General features: G+C 44.0%; 21 protein-coding genes, 1 riboswitch and 1 other annotated feature. Of the genes, 16 read left to right on the forward strand and 5 right to left on the reverse strand.

The window, feature by feature from the left end:
- The first annotated feature begins 348 nt into the window (after window positions 1–348).
- Complete coding sequence (locus L4D09_RS01770) at window positions 349–987, forward strand: YchE family NAAT transporter (RefSeq protein ID WP_428455768.1); 639 nt, start codon at window positions 349–351, stop codon at window positions 985–987.
- A gap of 139 nt (window positions 988–1126) precedes the next feature.
- Entirely contained in the window at window positions 1127–1945 is an 819-nt protein-coding gene (locus L4D09_RS01775) for an ion transporter (RefSeq protein ID WP_428455769.1), read from the forward strand.
- 84 nt (window positions 1946–2029) lie between these two features.
- Here the strand turns inward: L4D09_RS01775 and cysS are convergent, their stop codons facing one another.
- Window positions 2030–3412 carry a cysteine--tRNA ligase gene (cysS, locus tag L4D09_RS01780; RefSeq protein WP_428455770.1) on the reverse strand — a complete coding sequence of 461 codons (1383 nt, stop codon included), beginning with the start codon at window positions 3410–3412 and terminating at the stop codon, window positions 2030–2032.
- 318 nt (window positions 3413–3730) lie between these two features.
- Between cysS and L4D09_RS01785 the strand changes: the two genes are divergently transcribed.
- Together L4D09_RS01785 and lpxH are read left to right on the forward strand one after the other, a co-directional pair.
- The gene (locus L4D09_RS01785; protein ID WP_428455771.1) at window positions 3731–4228 is read left to right on the forward strand and encodes a peptidylprolyl isomerase; all 498 of its coding nucleotides are present in this window, start codon (window positions 3731–3733) and stop codon (window positions 4226–4228) included.
- 40 nt (window positions 4229–4268) lie between these two features.
- Window positions 4269–5012: a UDP-2,3-diacylglucosamine diphosphatase gene (gene lpxH, locus L4D09_RS01790; protein ID WP_428455906.1), complete on the forward strand. Its 744-nt coding sequence runs from the start codon at window positions 4269–4271 to the stop codon at window positions 5010–5012.
- A 48-nt stretch (window positions 5013–5060) separates the two neighbouring features.
- Here lpxH and L4D09_RS01795 read toward each other — a convergent pair whose 3' ends face one another.
- Complete coding sequence (locus tag L4D09_RS01795; RefSeq protein ID WP_428455772.1) at window positions 5061–5954, reverse strand: sulfite exporter TauE/SafE family protein; 894 nt, start codon at window positions 5952–5954, stop codon at window positions 5061–5063.
- A 209-nt stretch (window positions 5955–6163) separates the two neighbouring features.
- On the opposite strand from L4D09_RS01795, the gene L4D09_RS01800 reads away from it, so the two are divergent.
- The 11 genes from L4D09_RS01800 to hisIE all read left to right on the forward strand — a co-directional run bounded on the left by L4D09_RS01800 (window position 6164) and on the right by hisIE (window position 15907).
- Window positions 6164–7384 (forward strand): EAL and HDOD domain-containing protein, encoded by a 1221-nt coding sequence (locus tag L4D09_RS01800; RefSeq protein ID WP_428455773.1) that lies wholly within the window; start codon window positions 6164–6166, stop codon window positions 7382–7384.
- Between the two features lie 3 nt (window positions 7385–7387).
- Complete coding sequence (locus tag L4D09_RS01805; protein WP_428455774.1) at window positions 7388–7906, forward strand: YchJ family metal-binding protein; 519 nt, start codon at window positions 7388–7390, stop codon at window positions 7904–7906.
- Window positions 7907–8104: 198 nt separating this feature from the next.
- Entirely contained in the window at window positions 8105–8287 is a 183-nt protein-coding gene (locus L4D09_RS01810) for a hypothetical protein (protein WP_428455775.1), read from the forward strand.
- 272 nt (window positions 8288–8559) lie between these two features.
- Window positions 8560–8694 (forward strand) — a sequence feature (His leader region).
- A gap of 34 nt (window positions 8695–8728) precedes the next feature.
- The gene (gene hisG / locus L4D09_RS01815; RefSeq protein ID WP_428455776.1) at window positions 8729–9625 is read left to right on the forward strand and encodes an ATP phosphoribosyltransferase; all 897 of its coding nucleotides are present in this window, start codon (window positions 8729–8731) and stop codon (window positions 9623–9625) included.
- Between the two features lie 3 nt (window positions 9626–9628).
- A complete protein-coding gene (gene hisD / locus L4D09_RS01820) occupies window positions 9629–10939 on the forward strand; it encodes a histidinol dehydrogenase (RefSeq protein ID WP_428455777.1) in 1311 nt (436 codons plus the stop codon).
- A gap of 10 nt (window positions 10940–10949) precedes the next feature.
- Window positions 10950–12002 (forward strand): histidinol-phosphate transaminase, encoded by a 1053-nt coding sequence (gene hisC, locus L4D09_RS01825; protein WP_428455778.1) that lies wholly within the window; start codon window positions 10950–10952, stop codon window positions 12000–12002.
- An 18-nt stretch (window positions 12003–12020) separates the two neighbouring features.
- The gene (gene hisB, locus L4D09_RS01830; protein WP_428455779.1) at window positions 12021–13091 is read left to right on the forward strand and encodes a bifunctional histidinol-phosphatase/imidazoleglycerol-phosphate dehydratase HisB; all 1071 of its coding nucleotides are present in this window, start codon (window positions 12021–12023) and stop codon (window positions 13089–13091) included.
- Window positions 13091–13738, forward strand: a complete 648-nt coding sequence (hisH, locus tag L4D09_RS01835) for an imidazole glycerol phosphate synthase subunit HisH (RefSeq protein ID WP_428455780.1) — start codon at window positions 13091–13093, stop codon at window positions 13736–13738. Before hisB ends, hisH begins: the two co-directional genes overlap by 1 nt.
- 20 nt (window positions 13739–13758) lie before the next feature.
- Window positions 13759–14493, forward strand: a complete 735-nt coding sequence (gene hisA / locus L4D09_RS01840; protein ID WP_428455781.1) for a 1-(5-phosphoribosyl)-5-[(5-phosphoribosylamino)methylideneamino]imidazole-4-carboxamide isomerase — start codon at window positions 13759–13761, stop codon at window positions 14491–14493.
- 11 nt (window positions 14494–14504) lie between these two features.
- A complete protein-coding gene (hisF, locus tag L4D09_RS01845; RefSeq protein WP_428455782.1) occupies window positions 14505–15278 on the forward strand; it encodes an imidazole glycerol phosphate synthase subunit HisF in 774 nt (257 codons plus the stop codon).
- Window positions 15275–15907: a bifunctional phosphoribosyl-AMP cyclohydrolase/phosphoribosyl-ATP diphosphatase HisIE gene (hisIE, locus tag L4D09_RS01850; RefSeq protein ID WP_428455783.1), complete on the forward strand. Its 633-nt coding sequence runs from the start codon at window positions 15275–15277 to the stop codon at window positions 15905–15907. The genes hisF and hisIE overlap by 4 nt, the downstream gene beginning before the upstream one ends.
- A gap of 85 nt (window positions 15908–15992) precedes the next feature.
- Here hisIE and L4D09_RS01855 read toward each other — a convergent pair whose 3' ends face one another.
- The 3 genes from L4D09_RS01855 to L4D09_RS01865 all read right to left on the reverse strand — a co-directional run bounded on the left by L4D09_RS01855 (window position 15993) and on the right by L4D09_RS01865 (window position 19447).
- Window positions 15993–16655, reverse strand: a complete 663-nt coding sequence (locus L4D09_RS01855; protein WP_428455784.1) for a YoaK family protein — start codon at window positions 16653–16655, stop codon at window positions 15993–15995.
- A 369-nt stretch (window positions 16656–17024) separates the two neighbouring features.
- A complete protein-coding gene (locus tag L4D09_RS01860; RefSeq protein WP_428455785.1) occupies window positions 17025–17603 on the reverse strand; it encodes a thymidine kinase in 579 nt (192 codons plus the stop codon).
- Window positions 17604–17851: 248 nt separating this feature from the next.
- Entirely contained in the window at window positions 17852–19447 is a 1596-nt protein-coding gene (locus L4D09_RS01865; protein WP_428455786.1) for a Na+/H+ antiporter NhaC family protein, read from the reverse strand.
- A gap of 98 nt (window positions 19448–19545) precedes the next feature.
- Window positions 19546–19728, reverse strand: a riboswitch (Lysine riboswitch).
- Between the two features lie 385 nt (window positions 19729–20113).
- Between L4D09_RS01865 and L4D09_RS01870 the strand changes: the two genes are divergently transcribed.
- A complete protein-coding gene (locus L4D09_RS01870; protein ID WP_428455787.1) occupies window positions 20114–20509 on the forward strand; it encodes an H-NS family histone-like protein in 396 nt (131 codons plus the stop codon).
- Window positions 20510–20712 lie beyond the last annotated feature (203 nt).

The following is a 20712-nucleotide window of genomic DNA, read 5'->3' on the forward strand; positions in this document are numbered from 1 at the left end:
TATCACGTTATCAAACCTTTGCAAGAATGATTTGTTTCACCTTTGTAGCACAAAACTTACCCACTAAGGGTAGCCGTAAAAAGTAGCCGTTCACAGGACAGTAACAACACATTTATAAATTACTTAAAATAACGGGGGATATAACTATTTTTAATTGGTACTCAGCAATCGTTTGGCTTAAAGTATCGCCGATCAATAACTCATCACTGTATTACTCGAAAGTTTGCCCTATGGATCGACACGCTTTTCGCCTGCCTTTCTTTCTGCAAACCAACAACGGTTGCCTATACTGATGGGTGTTGAGTAACGAAGCCTGCTTCTTTATATACTTCAATTAGAATACTAAAAATGCAAACACTCGAACTTGCCATTTTTCTGCAATTTTTTGTCGGCTTAATTGCTGCCGTTAACCCAATCGGCATTATGCCCATTTTCGTTTCGCTTACCGCTCACATGAGTAAAGAAGAACGAAATAAAACGGCTTATACTGCCAATATTGCCGTTACTATTATCCTGACGGTTTCATTGCTAGCAGGCCAGTTTCTACTGGACATGTTTAGTATCTCGCTGGATTCATTCCGTGTTGCGGGTGGATTGCTACTACTGACTATCGCCTTCTCAATGATGAGCGGTAAGTTGGGTGAAGATAAACAGAATAAACAAGAAAAGTCGGAATCAATTAGTCGAGAGCAAATCGGCGTTGTGCCTCTTGCCATGCCACTAATGGCAGGCCCTGGTGCAATCAGTTCTACGATTGTTTACGGCTCGCGTTATCCGAGTGTTACCAATACACTCGGTATCGCCGCCACCATTGTGATATTTGCTTTCAGCTGTTGGCTACTTTTTAGGGCCGCACCCATTATTGTTCGCTTCTTAGGACAAACAGGAATCAACGTGATCACGCGTATTATGGGCTTAATTTTGGCTGCATTAGGTATTGAATTTATCGCCAATGGTCTGCGGGCATTATTCCCCGGCCTCGCATAACTGTCGGCTCAGTTAAGCTTAATATAGAGGGGCAAGGCTGCTTGCCTCTTGTAAATTCTCTCCTCATTACGACCTCTCACTTCATAGTTTTACCATTTGCTTATATCCTTAGTAATTATCACCTAAGAAACAAGGCACTATGGTTACTCTCAATCGGCGTCAGAAAATTTACCAAGTTATTTTCGGCACCCAAACCAAAGCAGGACAGCGCTTTGATGTTGCACTGATTATCGCAATCCTCTGCTCTGAACTGGTTCTAATTCTGTCATCGGTTAGCAGTATAGAAACCCACTATCCAACGGTACTTTTCGCTCTTGAGTGGCTCTTTACAATTCTATTTACCATTGAATACTTGTTTCGCCTCTACTGCTCTCCTAAGCCATGGGCCTATGCTCGTAGCTTTTATGGCATCATCGATTTAATCGCCATACTACCTAGCTACCTTGCTTTCCTCTTCCCTGGGTCAAATTACCTTTTAATTGTTCGCTTGATCAGGGTAATGCGGATATTCCGGATATTGAAGCTCGCACGCTTTCTAAGAGATTCTAATATTCTGTTGCGTTCGTTATTGATGGCTCAGCGGAAAATACTCGTTTTCTTCAGTACCGTCGCTATTCTCGTGACAGTATTAGGATCATTGCTTTACGTAATTGAAGGGCCAGACAATGGCTTCACCAGTATTCCTACCAGCATTTATTGGGCTATCGTCACCATAACAACGGTCGGTTATGGCGATATCGTACCGCAAACGGATCTGGGTAAAACGTTAGCGTCTATCACCATGTTACTTGGGTATTCTATTCTTGCCGTGCCAACCGGGATCATTACAGCAGAATTGAGCCAAGAAATGAAAACACAGCGTGATCTCATTCGCTGTATGAATTGTTCAACCAGTGGTCATGAAGAAGATGCCGATTATTGCCGTAAATGTGGGACTGAATTGCCGGAAAAAATATAATTCCTCATTCACAATAACAGGTATTAAAAAGCCGGAGTAAAAACTCCGGCTCTTAGAAAGCTAATTTAACGATTACACAATGACTTACTTACGACGCCAAGTCGTACCTTGTGGGCCATCTTCTAAGATGATCCCCATCGCAAGTAGCTTGTCACGCGCATCATCGGCAGCGGCCCAATCTTTGGCAGCACGTGCATCAAGGCGCTGTTGGATCAACGCTTCAATTTCAGCGACATCATCATCTTCACCAGCGCCACCTTGAAGGAAAGCTTCTGGTTCTTGTGCAAGTAAGCCAAGAATATCAGCCAGTTCACGAAGACGTGCGCCCAATGCTGAAGCCGCAGCTACGTCATCTGTTTTTAGACGGTTAGTTTCACGCGCCATATCAAACAGTACTGAGTATGCTTCCGGCGTGTTGAAGTCATCATCCATTGCTTCTTTAAAGCGAGCAACAAACTCTTCACCACCAGCAGCTTCAACTGATAGATCTAAACCACGTAATGACGTGTAAAGACGCTCAAGTGCAGATCGCGCCTGCTTAAGGTTATCTTCGCTGTAGTTCAGCTGGCTACGGTAGTGACCAGACATTAGGAAATAACGAACAGTTTCAGCATCAAAATGGCCAAGCACATCACGAATAGTGAAGAAGTTACCTAAAGACTTAGACATCTTTTCACGGTCAACCATGACCATACCACTGTGCATCCAAGTATTCACATACTGAGAGCCCGTCGCACAGCACGATTGCGCAATTTCGTTTTCATGGTGCGGGAACTGAAGATCTGAACCACCACCATGGATATCAAAGTGATCACCCAAAATTGCTGAGTTCATCGCTGAACACTCAATGTGCCAACCCGGACGACCAGCGCCCCATGGTGATTCCCATGTTGGCTCACCCGGCTTCGACATTTTCCACAGTACGAAATCAAGTGGACTACGTTTCGCCGTTTCAATATCAACACGTGCACCCGCTTGAAGCTGGTCAAGATCTTGCTTAGACAAGCGACCATATTCTTCAAACTTGCTCACTTCGAACATGACATCGCCGTTACTCGCAACGTATGCAAAGCCACGCTCAATCAAACGCTCACACATCGTAATAATTTCAGCAATGAATTCTGTCGCTCGTGGTTCGATATCAGGACGCTTCATGCCTAGCGCATCAAAGTCTGTGTGCATTTCACCGATCAAACGTTCAGTCAAAGAATCACAGCTTTCACCATTTTCAGCTGCACGCTTGATGATCTTATCGTCGATATCGGTAATATTACGTACGAACGTTAAGTCGTAACCAGAGTAGCGTAGGTAACGAGAAACCACATCAAAAGAAACAAAAGTACGACCGTGACCGATGTGACATAAATCGTAGATGGTAACCCCACAGACGTACATGCCTACTTTACCAGGCTGGATGGGTTGGAATGCCTCTTTCTGTCTTGTAAGTGAGTTATAGATCTTCAACATGTCTCTTCGGTACTCATTTTGGGGGGTTACGGTATAAGGAGGTAATTACACCTTTATTGGCTGTTTAAGGCAAGGAAAAATGCCTTTCTAACGAATTATGACTGCGTAAAGAATGCAGACCGGCCACATATTCGACCATCAATCCTTCCCTTTAGATCCATGCCAACTAAACATCCATCATCTATAGTTAGGCAAAAGGCTAAGTTTTCACCTATTTAAGCCTCAGAACGCTATCAACACGAGTTAATATTGACGCTCAAACCGAGTAAGATAGAATCCAAGACTTAAAGCAACGTACATCCATTAAAGGACAATCTCATGGTAACGCTTCACACTACTTTTGGTGACATCAAAATTCAGCTTAACACAGAAAAAGCGCCTGAAACGTGTGCAAACTTCCTGCAATACTGTCGTGAAGATTTCTACAACGGCACTATCTTCCACCGTGTAATCGACGGCTTCATGGTTCAGGGCGGCGGTATGGCGTCTGGCATGGAAGAAAAAGAGACGCGTGCTCCAATCAAAAATGAAGCAAGCAATGGCCTAAGCAACAAAGTAGGTACATTGGCAATGGCTCGCACAATGGAACCGCATTCTGCAAGCTCTCAGTTCTTCATCAACGTGAACGACAACAAGTTCCTAGACTTCAAATCAGAGACGCCTGATGGTTGGGGGTACTGTGTGTTTGCAGAAGTTGTTGAAGGTATGGACGTAGTAAACAAAATCAAAGCTGTTTCTACTGGCAACTGGGGTTATGTACACCAAGACGTGCCTGTTGAAGATATTGTTATCAACAGCGTAACTATCGAAGAGTAATTATTCACAAAGGGTGGCCTCTGTGTCACCCTTCATTCCTATGACAACTCTTTTTATTTCAGATCTGCACCTAAGTGCTGATCGTCCAGATATTACCGCTTGCTTCCTTCAGTTTATGCAGCAAGAAACCCGAGGCATTGATGCACTCTATGTACTTGGTGATTTGTTCGAAATGTGGATTGGCGATGATGACGACTCCCCTTTTCACCAACAAATCAAACACGCCTTCAAGCAATTAACTGATAGCGGTGTACCTTGTTACTTCATTCATGGCAACCGAGACTTTCTAGTTGGTAAGCGTTTTAGCCAAGAGACAGGTGTGCAACTTCTGCCTGAGCATACGGTTGTCGACCTGTATGGACAGCCGACCCTACTCTTACACGGAGATACATTGTGTACCCTAGACGAAGGCTATCAACGCTATCGAAAAAAAGTACACAATCGTATTATTCAATGGTTGTTCTTTCGTTTACCTCTACGCTATCGCCAGCAAATCGGCAATAAAATGCGTAGCGGAAGTAGTGAAAACAACCAGATGAAAAGCCTCAGCATCATGGATGTTACTGCTGAAGAAGTTGAGAAGGTTATGCTCGATAACAGTGTTCAACAAATGATCCACGGGCACACTCACCGCCCCGCAATCCACCAACTTCAAGTAGCAGGGCTTCCCGCTGAACGGATCGTATTAGGTGACTGGTATGATCATGGCTCAGTATTAGTGTATTCCGCTGACGGCTATCAACTTGAAACACGCGACTTCCAGCTAAACGGCACGAATAAATAGCAAAAAGGTACGCATTGCGTACCTTTTTCATAATAATTGCCTGATGGCCTAGGACTCTGCCAACTGTTGCGAGACCACGCTTTTCTCTTTGAGCCATGAGCGATACATGGTAATAGAGGTATATAACACCACCCCGATTACTAACCAAGCCAGCAAATGCATATCTAGCGATTTAACCAAATACGCCGCGATCACTACACCGATAGGACCCGTAATTGCCACCACTAGTGCCGCGCGGCTATTGATCCGGTTCATACGAATAAAGCCACCAGCAGAGAAAAAGCTTAAGAAAGCACATGAGCACATCATAATAGGAAACGCAGCCAGCGGGTGCATGCCCAGCAAGTAGACCAAAGTCATACATGGTGCATATAAGCCAATGCCGACTGTCATCAATGCCCCGAACAAGAAGTTACCAACGACCGCAACGGCCAACTTCCAGCCCGATAAACCTAACGCCATACCACCCAACGGGAATAACTCTAGCTGACCGGCCAGCATCAGACTGGCAACCACGAGCAAAGCCCCTGCCATCACAATCCGGATTAACTGACGATCCCAGCTCGACACCAAACGAGCACCCACTGTCGCACCTAAGCATGCAGCGACCACCATTGAAACCAAAGTCATAGGATCAACGTCGACTGCTGTTAGGAAAATCAGAGATTGTATGACTGTGGCCAACACTGCCTGACAATTCAATGTGCCGGGCAGTAGCTTGTCATCAACCAATTTAAATTGTTTATAACCAGCCGTTTTAATGGCAAAACTACCGACACCAAGGGTGTCACAAAAATTGGCAAAGCCACCAATAAGTCCAATAGGGAGAATTTTAGTTTGAGCTTCCTGCTTTCGGTTTTTGCGCCATGCCATTAATAACATAGTCACAAACACACCAGCACCTACAAGCAATCCCGCTTGTATGACCATAAATACAGTCATGAATCATTTATAATTTTAGCGAACGAAGTACCATTATTTATCAATATGATAAATAATTCCATGTTCTAAATCAGTTGTACTTGCTCTTACATAAGTAACACTGTTTATATGTGCAAATATCTGTAATACTAATACCAATTGTTCAGACATCTATTTGTATGAATAACAGCATACAATTTTATCTGATCGTTTCTATTTGATACTTTTTCATGAAATCATATCTTGCTCGCCAACCAGTGATGAACAGGGACAAGGAAACCATTGGCTACGAATTATTATTTCGGGATGGCCCAAATAACGCCTTCCCCAATATTGCCGATGAACAAGCGACTAACCGCTTACTAGCGGATAACTTCCTGTCTTCGAGTACAACAGATATTACCGCAGGCCGAAAAGCGTTTGTAAATTTTCCTTACACCAGCCTTGTTAACCGCACCCCACTCCTGTTTAAAAAACAATGTTTCATTATTGAAGTCCTGGAAACGTGCGAGCCGACGGATGAATTACTAGAAGCGATCATTGAATTAAACCAAAAAGGGTACACCTTAGCCCTTGATGATTTTGTTCCTTCACCGCAGTGGAACCGTTTTCTGCCCTATGTTCATATCATCAAATTCGATATTCGAATTACGCCGATCGAAAAAGCTAGTTTTTTCATTCAATTTCACAAAAAAAGTAAACTGATATTTCTGGCAGAAAAAGTTGAAACCCAAGCGGAGTTTCAACAATGCTACGATGTGGGGTTCCACCTTTTCCAAGGTTACTTTTTTAGTAAGCCAGAAATGGTGCGTCGTAAAACATTGTCACCTTCGGCACTAACGACACTACGGTTATACAAAGAGATAAGTCAACATAACGTTGATTTCGATAAAATAGAAAAGATTATTGCAACCGATGTATCGCTTTCATACAAGTTACTCCATCATGTTAATAACATAACCTACACCCGTGCAAAGCCAATATCTTCATTCAAACAAGCCTTGGTATACCTCGGAGAAGAAAAGCTCAGGCGTTTTATTATGTTTGTGGCAACATCGCATGCCACTGAAGATAAGCCAGCCTCTTTATATAGCCTATCGATACAACGAGCACGCTTTTGTGAACGCCTCTCGCAGCACCTTGAGCCGAAGATAAGCCGTAATCACGCCTTTTTAACCGGATTATTTTCGCTACTAGATTCAATGCTAGATCAACCTATTGAAGTATTGATAGAACAACTGCCTCTGGAAGCAATTGTTCGTCAAGCGCTCGTGTACCAACAAGGTAAACTCGGCTGTTTATTGCGCTTAGCAATCGCCTATGACAATGCTGACTGGCAAAAAATCAAACTTATTTGTCAATCATTGAACCTCAGTGAATCTATCGTTGCAGAACTGTACTTAGAGTCCTTAAAATGGGCGACTATTTTTGAGCGAACAGTAACCGAGTAAACCATGGCCCAGCAAAGTTTGTTATGTCCCTGCGGCAGTCAACGCTCTCTCGCAGAGTGCTGTCAACCTATCCATCAAAATCCAGCGAATGCCCAACACCCAGAGCAACTAATGCGCTCACGATACAGCGCACATGTACTCGGCCTTGTTGATTATGTCGTTGCTACTTATCACCCAAGTTGTGAAGCAGAGCAGCACCGAGACGCAATAGCAGATTCGGTACATAGTGAATGGCTTGGTCTTGAAATAATCAGCAGTGAAATTGCCAATTCTGGCGAAGGTTTCGTCGAATTCAAAGCGTACTACCGTGACGGAGAAAACGAATACTGCCTTCAAGAACGCTCGCGATTTTTACAAGAAGACAATAATGGTCAGCGTCAATGGTATTATATTGATGGCGAATACCCTGAACCAGCTTCCACATCAGAAGTAGACAGTCGCCCGGCAGTTAACGAAAAAGTCGGTCGCAATGACCCTTGCCCATGCGGTAGTGGTAAAAAACACAAAAAGTGTTGCGGCTAATCCTCGTTAAAGCTCCCTGCCTTACCTTTGCTAAGGTAGGGTATGGCTCCTTTATATAGGCTCCCCCCCCCATCAAAACGTCGATCTTTCCCCCAAAAATCACATTTTAGATCAAACTYTACTCAACCTTTTCCTTCGTTTGCCGACTAAATAGTGACCAGCACTTTTATTCTGAAACGATGATGATGAGGTAATGACATGATAAACCCTAATAACAATCTCCCACTGTCTGCCCAGAAACAATTAAAAAAAGTCACCCAAGCATCACCTATCAGCGAGCGAAAACAAAAAGTTGAGCCAAAAGCTGAACCAGAAAATGAAGAACAAAAACAGCAGCCCAAAAAACGGCCGCCTAAAGGCCTGCTAGATATCTATGTGTAAACGGCAAAGGGCTTCACTCGAATAATGCTAACAGCTTGTAACGAGCACTTATTTAATAGCCTTGAACCACATTAAAAACCATGGCAGATAAGGCTAACTTTTGAACTAAATACGATAAATCCAGATATGAATTCATAAGCCTCGAAGAAATTTAATAAATCCGTAAAAATACCATTGCAAAATAAAACCAGCTTCGTTAATGTGATTAACAAGCAAGCGTTAATAAAGATTTAGACAGAGTACATATTTATGCGTATCCCAATGGTTAACCTACATCACCATCATCATCCTGATTAGTCTTTCGGGAGGATACGCCTCGCTCTGGAAGACGCAAAATTCTCTTCCAGCGGTCAGCGAAAAATAAAATTCAGACCCCCGGAAGAGCAATCTTCCGGGGGTTTTTCAATTTTAAGCTCAACATCGAGTATAGGGATTTATACAATGCAGACACAACGACTTCGAATTGCAATTCAAAAGAAAGGACGCTTAAGTAAAGAGTGCCAAAATCTACTCAAGCGCTGTGGCGTAAAATTCAATATGGTGGGCGAGCGTTTAGTCGTTCACGCCGAAAACATGCCTATCGACCTACTCCTGGTACGAGATGATGATATTCCAGGTTTGATCATGGATGGTGTGGTTGACCTTGGGGTTATCGGCGAAAATGAGCTTGAAGAAGTCGGTTTGGAACGTATTGCCCGTGGTGAACCCGCAGAATATACGAAGTTGCGACGTCTAGATTTTGGTGGTTGCCGCCTGTCTATTGCTGTCGATAAAGATACTGACTACAACGGTCCACAAGATCTACAAGGTAAGCGTATTGCAACGACTTACCCGCAGCTTGTTAAGCGTTACATGGATGATCTAGGCGTAGAGTTTAGCACTTGTATGCTCAATGGTTCAGTTGAAGTCGCTCCGCGTGCTGGCTTGGCCGATGCGATTTGTGATTTGGTTTCAACCGGTGCAACACTTGAAGCAAATGGCTTAAAAGAAGCCGAGGTGATTCTGCGTTCGAAAGCGGTATTAATTCAACGTACTGGTGAATTCTCTCCAGATAAGCAAGCGCTTATCGATCGCCTTTTAACCCGGATGCAAGGTGTTATTCAAGCGAAAGAATCGAAGTACATCATGCTACACGCGCCAACAGATCGCCTTGAGCAAATCAAAGACCTCTTACCTGGCGCAGAAGATCCAACCGTAATGCCACTGTCACAAGATAAAACTCGCGTAGCCATTCACTTAGTGAGCTCAGAAAACCTATTTTGGGAAACCATGGAACAACTTAAAGAGTTTGGTGCTAGCTCCATTCTTGTTCTACCAATTGAAAAAATGATGGAGTAAGCCATGAAAACGGTTGTATGGCAATCACTCAGCGAAAGCCAACAAGAAAGCCTGCTTGAACGCCCCGCTATTACTGAAGGGGCTAACATCACAGCGATTGTTGCCAATGTGATTAACGATGTTCGTCAACGTGGCGACCAAGCTTTGCTTGAGCTAACTGAGAAGTTTGATGGGGTAAAGCCTGACTCAATTAAAGTCAGTCAAGAGGAAGTATCTGCAGCATCGGCACGTTTAACGAGCACGATGAAGCAGGCGCTCCAGCAGGCTTATCAGAATATTGCGACATTTCACAAAGCACAAAAGCAGCCAACGCTACGCGTTGAAACTCAGCCAGGGGTTGTGTGTGAGCAAGTCACTCGCCCTATTAACTCTGTGGGTCTATATATTCCAGGCGGCAGTGCACCATTACCATCAACCGTATTAATGTTAGGCGTACCAGCACAAATTGCAGGTTGTCGTGAAGTTGTTCTTTGTTCACCACCACCGATTGCCGATGAAATACTGTATGTGGCCGAACTATGTGGCATTACTGAAATCTACAATGTTGGCGGCTCACAAGCGGTTGCTGCAATGGCTTACGGTACAGAAACCGTCGCTAAAGTAGATAAGATTTTTGGCCCAGGTAATGCTTTCGTCACCGAGGCAAAGCGCCAAGTCAGCAATGACTTTCGAGGTGCGGCTATAGACATGCCAGCAGGTCCTTCAGAAGTATTAGTCATCGCAGACAGTACAGCAGACCCCGACTTCATCGCTGCAGACTTACTTAGCCAAGCCGAGCACGGACCTGATTCTCAAGTGGTACTTGTAACACCGGACCCGAGTATTGCCGATCGCACCGCTGATGCTATTCAACAACAACTTAAACAATTATCACGTGCCGACATTGCCCGTGAAGCACTGGGCTCAAGTATTCTAATCATTGCTGATAGTCTCACCCAGTGTGTGTCAATTTCGAACCACTATGGTCCTGAGCACCTCATTGTGCAGACACGTAACCCTCGAGAGTTAGTATCGCAATTAGACAACGCGGGTTCGATTTTTCTGGGTAATTGGTCACCAGAATCGGTCGGCGATTACGCTTCAGGTACAAACCACGTACTACCGACATACGGCTATACCCGTACCTATTCTAGTCTTGGCTTAGCTGATTTTTCTAAGCGTATGACGGTACAAGAACTTTCAGCCAGTGGCTTAAGTGAATTAGCCCCAACAGTTGTCACTATTGCCGAAGCTGAAGGCCTTGATGCACATAAGCGAGCAGTCACCATTCGTATGGAAAAATTGGCCGCACAAGCTGACAAACAAGCTAATTAAGGGATATACGATGAGTATTGAACAACTCGCAAGAAAAACAATACGAGAACTCACGCCTTATCAGTCAGCTCGACGATTAGGCGGAAGCGGCGATATCTGGCTAAATGCCAACGAGTCTCCTTTTGTGAACGAATACAATATCAAATGTGAACGCCTTAATCGCTATAGCACATGCCAGCCGAATGAGTTAATAGAAGCCTATGCTGACTACGCAAATGTTCGTCCAGAGCAGATACTCACTTCGCGTGGTGCCGATGAAGGTATCGAACTGCTAATCCGCGCTTTCTGTGAACCAAACCAAGACAGTATTATTTATTGTCCTCCTACGTATGGCATGTATGCCATAAGTGCAGAAACCTTTGATGTAAAAACCAAAACTGTCCCGCTTACCAGTGAGTGGCAACTTGATCTTAATGCTATTCAAGCCAACTTAGATAACACCAAGCTGGTTTTTGTCTGTAGTCCCAATAACCCAACAGGCAACCTAATTAACCGTAATGATATCGAAGCCCTACTCGATATGACGGCGAATAAAGCACTGGTTGTGGTTGATGAAGCGTATATCGATTTCTGCCTAGAAGCGACGACAGCCAATTTACTCGACAGCTATCCTAACCTCGTGATTTTACGAACGTTATCAAAGGCATTTGCACTTGCAGGGCTTCGTTGCGGCTTTACGCTTGCGAACCAAGACGTAATAGAGTTGCTGCTCAAGGTTATTGCCCCTTACCCCGTGCCTGTTCCCGTAGCAGATATCGCAGTACAGGCACTGTCACCAGCAGGCAAGGCAAAAACCAAATTCCAAGTACTGGATATCAGTGCCAACCGTGCATATTTGCAAGCCGGTCTCGGCATGCTCGAAGGCGTCACCGTTTATGAAGGCTACGGCAACTATCTACTAGTGAAATTCCTCGATGCCGATGCCTTATTCAACGCACTGTGGAATCACGGTATTATTCTGCGCCGTTCACCAATTGAAAACTGCATTCGCATCAGTGTCGGCAACCGTGACGAATGCGAAAAGACGCTGGCCTTTATTCGCGAGCAGCTAGGAAAGAATTAAGTATTAAGGACGTACATTGTGAGCAAGCAAAACATTTTATTTATTGATCGTGACGGTACACTGATTGTTGAGCCACCAGTCGATTTTCAAGTTGACCGTCTTGATAAGCTAAAGCTAGAGCCTTTTGTTATCCCAGCCCTACTGCAACTGCAAGATGCTGGCTATAAACTGGTAATGGTAACCAACCAAGATGGTCTTGGTACCGACAGCTACCCGCAGGCTGATTTTGATGCCCCGCATGACATGATGATGGAGATCTTTGAGTCTCAAGGCGTCAAATTCGACGATGTATTGATCTGCCCGCACTTCGAAGAAGACAACTGCAGTTGCCGAAAACCCAAACTGGGTATGGTGAAAGATTACTTGCAGCAAGGCAAAGTCAACTTTGAAACCTCAGCAGTGATTGGTGATCGCCAAACAGATCTTCAATTAGCAGAAAATATGGCTATTCGAGGTATTCAATACAATCCTGAGACGCTAGGCTGGCAGCAGATCGTTAAAGATCTTACCACTCGCCCTCGGATCGCAGAAGTTGTGCGTACAACCAAAGAGACCGACATCCGGGTTAAAGTAAACCTTGATGAATCTGGCGGCAACCGTATTGAAACTGGCCTTGGTTTCTTCGACCACATGTTAGATCAAATTGCCACTCACGGCGGTTTCCGTATGGAGCTAACGGTTGATGGTGACTTGCACATTGACGATCACCACAGTGTGGAAGATGCCGCATTGGCATTAGGGGAAGCCCTAAAACGTGCGCTAGGAGATAAACGCGGCATCGGTCGCTTTGGCTTTAGCCTGCCGATGGATGAATGCCTAGCACAATGTGCATTAGATTTATCTGGACGCCCTTATTTGAAGTTTGATGCGCAGTTCAGCCGCGAACAAGTTGGTGATTTATCAACAGAAATGGTATCGCACTTCTTCCGCTCACTCACTGACACACTAGCGTGTACACTGCACCTCTCCTCAGACGGCAACAATGATCACCACATTGTTGAGAGCTTATTCAAAGCCTTTGGCCGCACGTTACGTCAAGCTATTCGGGTTGAAGGTAATGAGCTACCAAGCAGCAAGGGAGTGTTGTAATGAGTACCACAAACCAACAGGTTGTGATCATTGATACCGGCTGTGCCAATGTCTCTTCTGTTCGCTTCGCAATCGAGCGACTTGGTTATGCCGTCACGGTCAGCAAAGACTCAACGGTTGTACTGGCTGCTGATAAGCTGTTTCTTCCCGGTGTGGGAACAGCAAGTGAAGCGATGAAAAACCTCGAGGAGCGTGATCTGATCAACCTGGTAAAACAGGTTGATAAACCACTGTTGGGCATTTGTCTCGGTATGCAGTTACTCGGCCAGCTATCTGAAGAGCAAGGCCAAAATGGGACTGAACTTGTATCATGCCTTGGTCTATGTGATGCGCCTGTGAAAAAAATGGAGGTCGGTGAATTACCGCTACCTCACATGGGTTGGAACACTATCACGCCAGAAGCAGATCACCCGCTATTTAAAGATATACCTGCGGGCAGTTATTTCTACTTTGTTCACAGCTACGCCATGCCTGTCTTTAATATGGAAAATAGCCAAACCAATGGCGGCCGTACTATCGCCCGCAGTGATTATGGCAACGCCTTCACCGCTGCAGTGCAGAGCGGTAATTACTTTGGCGTGCAGTTTCACCCTGAACGTTCAAGCAAAGCAGGCTCACAGCTGATTCAGAATTTTCTTGAAATGTAAGGACACCAAAAGGATTTGTTATGATTATTCCCGCGCTAGATTTAATTGAAGGTCAGGTTGTCCGCCTGTTTCAAGGTGACTATGGCAAGGTAACCGAATATAAGGTCGACCCAGCCGAGCAATTTAATCTCTATCATCAAGCTGGTGCAAACTGGCTTCACCTTGTCGACCTTACTGGTGCCAAAGATACTTCAGCTCGTCAGCTTAATTTAATTCAGCAGCTACTTGCCAGCACACCAGCCAATATTCAAATTGGTGGTGGTGTTCGCACCGAGCAAGACGTCGCAGATCTGCTCAATGCTGGCGCACAACGTGTCGTGATCGGCTCCACGGCGGTTAAACAGCCTGAGCTTGTTAAAGGCTGGATGGAAAAATATGGTCCTGAGCACATCGTGCTAGCACTGGATGTCAACATTGATGCTAACGGCAATCGTAAAGTCGCAGTATCTGGTTGGCAGGAAGATTCAGGAGTGACGATTGAAGCACTACTGGACGATTTTCTTAAAGTCGGATTGAAGCACGTGCTGTGCACCGACATTTCACGCGACGGTACACTGGAAGGGTCAAATGTAGAGCTGTACATCGATCTGTGTCAGCAATACCCACAGGTACAGTTCCAGTCATCCGGTGGCATTGGCTCGCTAGATGATATTGCAGCCCTAAAAGGCTCTGGTGTGGCAGGGGTCATTGTTGGTCGGGCGCTATTGGACGGTAAATTTACTGCAGAGCAAGCTTTTACTTGCTGGAATGGATAAGGAGTAACACCATGCTAGCAAGACGTATTATTCCCTGCCTTGATGTCCGTGACGGTCAAGTCGTGAAAGGCGTACAATTTCGTAACCATGAAATAATCGGTGATATTGTACCTCTCGCCAAACGCTATGCCGAAGAAGGTGCCGATGAGTTAGTATTCTATGATATTACCGCCTCGAGCGATGGTCGCGTAGTAGATAAAAGTTGGGTCGCCCGTGTCGCAGAGGTAATCGATATCCCATTCTGTGTCGCAGGCGGGATCAAGTCAGCTGAAGACGCGAGCCGTATTTTGCAGTTTGGCGCCGACAAGGTATCAATCAACTCACCGGCACTGGCCAATCCTGAACTCATCACCCAGCTTGCTGATAAGTTTGGTGTGCAGTGCATTGTTGTTGGTATCGACTCCTACTTCGATGCCGATACAGGTAGATATCAAGTCTACCAATTTACTGGTGACGAAAGCCGTACCAAAGCAACACGTTGGGAAACCCGTGATTGGGTTGAAGAAGTTCAGCGTCGTGGCGCAGGTGAAATTGTACTAAATATGATGAACCAAGACGGCGTTCGTAATGGCTATGACCTTACCCAACTGAATATGGTGCGCGATGTTTGCCATGTGCCACTTATTGCCTCGGGTGGCGCTGGTGAAATGGTGCACTTTGCCGATGCCTTCAACAAAGCGAATGTTGATGGCGCATTAGCAGCTTCAGTATTCCATAAACAAATCATTAATATCAATGAACTTAAGCAATACCTGAAACAGCAAGATGTGGAGATCCGACTATGAGCCTAACAAGCAGTATTAATTGGGATAAAGTAGACGGATTAGTCCCTGCTATTGTCCAAGACAACACCAGTGGCCAAGTCTTAATGCTTGGTTACATGAATGACGAAGCGCTGAATAAAACCCTTGAAACCAAGCAAGTTACATTCTGGTCGCGTACCAAAGAACGCCTTTGGACGAAAGGGGAAACCTCTGGCAATGTGCTGCAACTAAAAAGCATTAAGCTCGATTGCGATCAAGACACATTACTCGTGCAAGTTGACCCTATAGGTCCAACTTGCCACTTAAACACTACGACCTGTTTTGATGGCGATACTGCGCAAGAAGGCGAAGCACAACAGCCAGCCTTGGTGTTCCTTCATCAACTTGAACAAGTCTTATCTGCTCGTAAAGGTGCAGATCCTGACTCTTCATACACCGCAAGCCTTTATGCCCGCGGTACCAAACGTATTTCGCAAAAGGTGGGCGAAGAAGGCGTTGAAGTCGCGCTTGCGGCAACGTCGGGTGACAAGGCGGAGTTAGTTAACGAATCAGCAGATCTGATTTATCACCTTGTTGTCTTGCTACAAGATCAAGGGCTATCGTTGGCGGACATCACGAAGCGTTTAGAAGAAAGACACAACAAAGCATAACGCTTGCTGTCCACTTCACGAACAAAACAACCTTATGAGTATAAACAGCCAAGAGAGTGACTATTGGCTGTTTTTCTTCCCAACATCAGCGTCTAACTTTGGTGCGATAAAGAGAATAAGACAGCGCTAAAAACAAACAGAAGCTCGCTGGAACATACAACGCATAAAACTGAAGGTAATTAAAGGAGTAGGCCCCAAGCGCACCGCCAGAAATAAAGCCCAAGATAATTAACAGAAACAGTAACGCCTTTCTTTTATCAAATGTCTCACCCCTTATTTTTGCGCCAAGCATAATGCCTAAATCGGTAAATATTCCCGTCACATGCGTGGTTCGAATGACGGCACCGCTATATTTGGTCGCGAGTGCATTTTGTAGTCCACAAGCCGCAGAAGCCCAATATAGCCCACCAAAAGAGTTTTTAGTTAACAAATAAGCGGCACAAAAAAGAAAAATGGCTTCTAACGTCAGTACACCGCTGTAATTACGACTTAACTTTAGTGTGCCACCATGTAGAAAGTAGCCTGATATTGCAGAGCCAATAAGAAAACTAAATATGATCGCAAATAAATAAAATACATCACTCATTGAAGAGTTTACAAACCCAGTACCTACCAATGTCGCTGTACCGGATAAGTGTGAAACTGATTGATGCTGGAAACCCAATAACCCTGCAGCATTAATAAAACCAGCAACCAATGCGAGTACGAAAGCCCCAGACTCGACCCAACGGGGTAATTTAGATATCACGATATTCCTTAGATGTCAGGCCTCGTTTAGCGATATAGAGATGGCTAAATTTAGAGCGTGAGAAAAAGTGGGCTATCTTAAATCTGTTCAAGTAACTTGTTAAGTAATAATTATTGAGCGTAATACCCCCCAAAAACATCACTTCGGATAACTATGCGCTATTCTCCGGATAAAACATCAGCTTACCCGCATATGCATATTTATGAGTAATTTTACATGGCAAAATCAGAAAACTAAGATTAAGAAAAGTGGGAGAATTTACGAGGGAATAAATAAACAAGCCTCACGATTGTAAGGCTTATTTGTTTAAATAAGTGAACAAAACAAAAATGTAAGTGAACGGCTTACATTACATTCATCATTATTTTATTAACGACCGAGTGCTTCTTTGTAGTGTTTGCGACACACTGAGACATAGCGATCATTACCACCAATCTCAACTTGATCACCATCGGCAATTGCACGGCCAGTTTCATCTTGGCGGATCACCATATTTGCTTTGCGACCACAATGACAAATGGTTTTTAACTCAACCAACTTATCTGCCCAAGCCAGCAAGTAGCGGCTTCCTTCAAACAACTCACCACGGAAATCACTGCGTAAGCCATAACACAACACAGGAATATGGAGCTTATCGACGACTTCAGTTAATTGATATACCTGCTCTTTGGTTAAGAATTGGCATTCATCGATTAAAACACAGTCTATCTTTTGTGCATGCTGAATATCTTGAAGGCGTGCATACAAGTCATCAGCTGAGTTAAATAATTCAGCTTCTTCTTGCAAGCCAATACGTGAGCTAACTTTACCTTTGCCAAAACGATCGTCGATAGAGGCAGTAAAAATGACAGGTGTCATTCCACGCTCGCGATAGTTAAAAGAAGACTGTAACAGTGTGGTTGACTTACCCGCATTCATTGCAGAGTAATAGAAATACATCTGGGCCATTAAGCTTCCCTAGTCATACGATTGGTGCATAAAAACTGCCGAGATGCTACAGAAAAGCCATAGAAATTGAAAGGAGCAAGCGCAAGAGTCAGCACATTTCTTACAATTTTCATAGCGTTCTACTACTCATGCCGGCCAGTCATTAAGCAGCGCTTTACGGCGAGCGATTGTAGTTATTCACCCTAAGCCGTAACCATAAAAAAAGCCTGCAAAACGCAGGCTTTTCATTAACAATGTGGTTTAAGCCATTAAGCTTTCGCTGTCGCAACTTGTGGGCGACGCGACAACCAAGATAACGCTACACACGCTAAGATAAAGGCGAGTGTTGCTGTCATAAAGGCCACAGCAAGTGAACCTGTAAAGCCTAACACTAAGAAACCAATCGACGATACAACAGCCACAGACAACGCATAAGGTAGCTGAGTAGATACGTGATCGATATGGTGACAACGCGCGCCCGTCGACGACAAGATAGTCGTATCAGAAATCGGAGAACAGTGGTCACCAAAAACTGAACCTGCTAGTACTGCGCCCAGCATTGGTAACATAAGCATAATGTCGGTTGCCGCTGCTAAGTCACCTGCGATTGGCAGCATAATACCGAACGTACCCCATGACGTACCGGTAGAAAATGCCATAAAGCCAGCAAGCATAAATAAGATAACAGGTAGGAACATTGGGTTAATGCTACCTTCAACCAAGGTTGATAGGTATTTACCTGTTGCCATATCACTGATCACGCTACCAATACACCACGCAAACAATAAGATCAGAATCGCACCAAACATTGACTTAGCACCAATCCACAATGTTACAGCAACATCTGAAGCAGGAAGGCGCTGACGCAGCACTGGAATAAGGGCAGCAATAAATCCGATAGTACCACCATAAACAAGTGACATGCCTACATCGGTATTTTCAAAAGCGCCAAGAAGGTTAAATGCCAAACCATCAGCTGCAAGTGCTTGGTATCCTGTAAAGATCATAAAGAAGAAAGTGGCAAGGATAAGAGCAACAATTGGCATAACCAAATCAGCAACACGGCCATTTTGGCTTTCTTCAATTTCTAGTTCGTCATTTAAGTCTTTAGCACGCTTGTCTTCATCACCTTCATCGAAGCCACGGCAATGACTCGCATCTAGCTCATGCTTTCTCATTGGGCCCACATCAATCTGGAACCAAGCCACAACAAACACCATGATCAATGCAAAAACAGCATAAAAGTTCATCGGAGCCAACTGAACAAACGCGCCTAATGGCGTATATTCAGTCACACCATGTGATGCCAGAATGCCGCCAATCAGCGTAATAATGTATGCCCCCCAGCTTGATGCCGGCATTAGCACACACATTGGTGCAGCAGTTGAATCCAAAATATAAGCAAGCTTTGCACGTGAAACGTAATAGCGATCTGTTACTGGGCGTGAAATAGAGCCAACAGCTAAACTATTGAAGTAATCATCAACAAAAATGAAGACACCTAAGAATGCGGCTAATAACTTCGCACCACGCTTACTTTTAATTTTAGTCTGCGCCCACTCAGCAAATGCTCGTGTACCGCCAGAAAGCGTTAGCAAGGCTGTCGTCATTCCTAATAATACCAAGAACGCAACAATGCTCATATTCCAGCTGTTAATAGCACCGTCATCGATAAATAGCCCGAATGCCGTCGTGCCAATATAACTAGCTGTGTTTCCAATAGAAAAGTCTGTCAGCAAGAATGCACCAAGCACTACGCCGACACCCAAAGACACTAAGACGCGTCGGGTTAAAATCGCAAGAGCCAATGCTACCAAAGGTGGTAACAACGACATTGAGGAATGTGAAAAATCTACAATATTCATGATCTCTACTACAACCGATCCTGGTTGGAGATCTACTGTTGGCACGACTTCATGTCGTGATTAAGAGAGTGTAAGGAAGAGAAGTTACCCTTTTCCGACTCCACAGTAGCGCTCCATAGTTAATGTAATTATATACTATGGCAGTGCTGTCCCTATTCGGTGACAACCCCAGCAAACAAAGTTCGATAGCCTTATTTACTTCGGCATTAGCTCCTTTCATAAACCCTCATCGGAATCACCTCCGGTTTATTACTTATAGATAATGCGCCTCTACCCTTAGTCAAGGAATGGTTGATTCTACGGAATAGAAATCCGATTGCAACAACTTAACGTGAAAAAATTAACAGAAATAGTGAATAGTCTTGCTGCCATGGTTAAAAAAGACACAATACCCAAGTGAGCTTAAAGATAATTTAAAACAYGCCCATTTAATATGAAACAAATGGCAAATATAGTCACAAAAAAAGCCTTTTACTGAAGAATCTGACTGTAAATACCCATTACAATTTATTACAAATGAGAATTCTCCCCGCTAAATACAAAAAAAACAAATCAAGAATACATTTTTTATTTGTCATTCACTGACTAAAAGTATTATTATTGCAATTATAGAATTGTCACTGCTATTATTATTTTTATAGTTTTAGACCAACAGGAAATAAAAAAATGTCTGATGCAATGAAAGCACTATTAAACCTTCGTAGTCTTCGCGCACTTTCTCGTGAATATTCTCTAGAACAACTTCAGGAAGCACTAGAAAAGCTTCAAACAGTTGTTAGTGAGCGTGAAGAATCTGAAGCTGAAGAAATCGCGAAAGAAAAAGAACGTACAGAGAAACTAGCTCAATACCGTGAAATGCTTCTAGCAGACGGTATCGATCCAGAAGAATTACTTTCTAGCCTAAATAAATCACCAAAAGCAAAACGAGCTCAACGCCCAGCTAAATATAAGTTCATCGATGAAAACGGTGAAGAAAAAACGTGGACTGGCCAAGGCCGCACACCAAGCGCATTGAAAAAAGCACTTGATGAAGGTAAATCTCTAGAAGATTTCGAACTTTAATAACTTTACTCTTGTTGTTAAATTCTAATGAAAACCCAGTTTAAAACTGGGTTTTTTTGTTTCTAACTCAYTCAATAACAAACCTTTACTACCAGTAAGGTACATTGGTAAACTCATTCACAGTATCAATTGCTTGCCTTTTTACCCTGTTTTTTATTTCTTACACATTGTTATATTCCTTTATCACACTCAGTTATTTCCGT

This window comes from Photobacterium makurazakiensis, from assembly GCF_050336715.1.
Classification (GTDB): domain Bacteria; phylum Pseudomonadota; class Gammaproteobacteria; order Enterobacterales; family Vibrionaceae; genus Photobacterium; species Photobacterium makurazakiensis.